The organism is Oleiphilus sp. HI0080 (assembly GCF_001635135.1).
Window position 1 is genome coordinate 1 of the sequence record NZ_LWFU01001125.1, and the last position, 875, is coordinate 875.

Here is an 875-nt window from a genome sequence, read left to right on the forward strand (position 1 = left end):
CTCATGATGGGCAACATCGAGATGCGCACCGAAGTGAACCTAAATGATCGCTCCGAGTTCGTATATCCTCTACTTATTGGACGAAGCTTTCTTGAAGGGCATGCTGTCGTTGACACTAGCCAACGCTTCATGATGCTAGATTGATGAACGCGCTATGAATTCACGTATCCAGATTAGCGTTTTTATTTGCATCCTCATCATCTTGGGTGTGGGCGCCATCGCCTATAAAAATCAAGTTCTTTCCTTCCCCCTGTCCACTAGCGAAGACCAAGAAGTCTGGTCAGTCGAAATCAAGCTATCGTTTGAATCTACAGAAGATGTCGTCACGGTCGCATTAAATGCAGCCGACATAAACCCCTATCGAAGAACACGAATTACCGAACATTCAGGGCCATTCCAACGCAAAAAAACAAGGTTGGAAAACAACTATGAAACGGTCTCGTTCGAGGGCGAAATGCCGCCTGGTAAACAAGAGCTGCTCATCCGTTACGAAACCTGGTTTTTGAGTCATAACGACTACGAACACGCCAAACCAGAGCCACTGGCAGAGCCGGAGTTCTTGGACGAGGAAAAGCAATCTGTTAAAGACATTACCGCCCGGCTAAACCGCCTCTCTTCCCCCAAAGAGAAAGCGCTCGCACTCTTGGATATGATGCACACCTCCGAGCCAAGTATCCGCCGCTTGCTCAGTGAAAAAGCCCGCCTCAAGGAACGGCTTGCGCTTGCTCAAAACATATTGGCCCTCGCTGGCGTACACACAAAAACCGCACAAGGCCTAATGCTACGTGACCGCAAACGGAACACGCCCATTCAGCAGTTTTTGCTTGTACATGAAGATGGCGCGTGGCTCACCATTGATGCGCAAGAAGAGTATG

2 protein-coding genes are annotated in these 875 nt (G+C 49.0%); both read left to right on the forward strand.

The genetic code is table 11. The annotated features are described in order from the left end of the window. The first annotated feature begins 6 nt into the window (after positions 1-6). On the forward strand, positions 7-144 hold the full coding sequence (locus tag A3751_RS23925) for a RimK/LysX family protein (RefSeq protein WP_369821267.1): 138 nt from the start codon (positions 7-9) through the stop codon (positions 142-144). 10 nt (positions 145-154) lie between these two features. After that, positions 155-875: UUP1 family membrane protein (locus A3751_RS20315; RefSeq protein ID WP_156492679.1), on the forward strand; the 721-nt coding region annotated here is incomplete at its 3' end.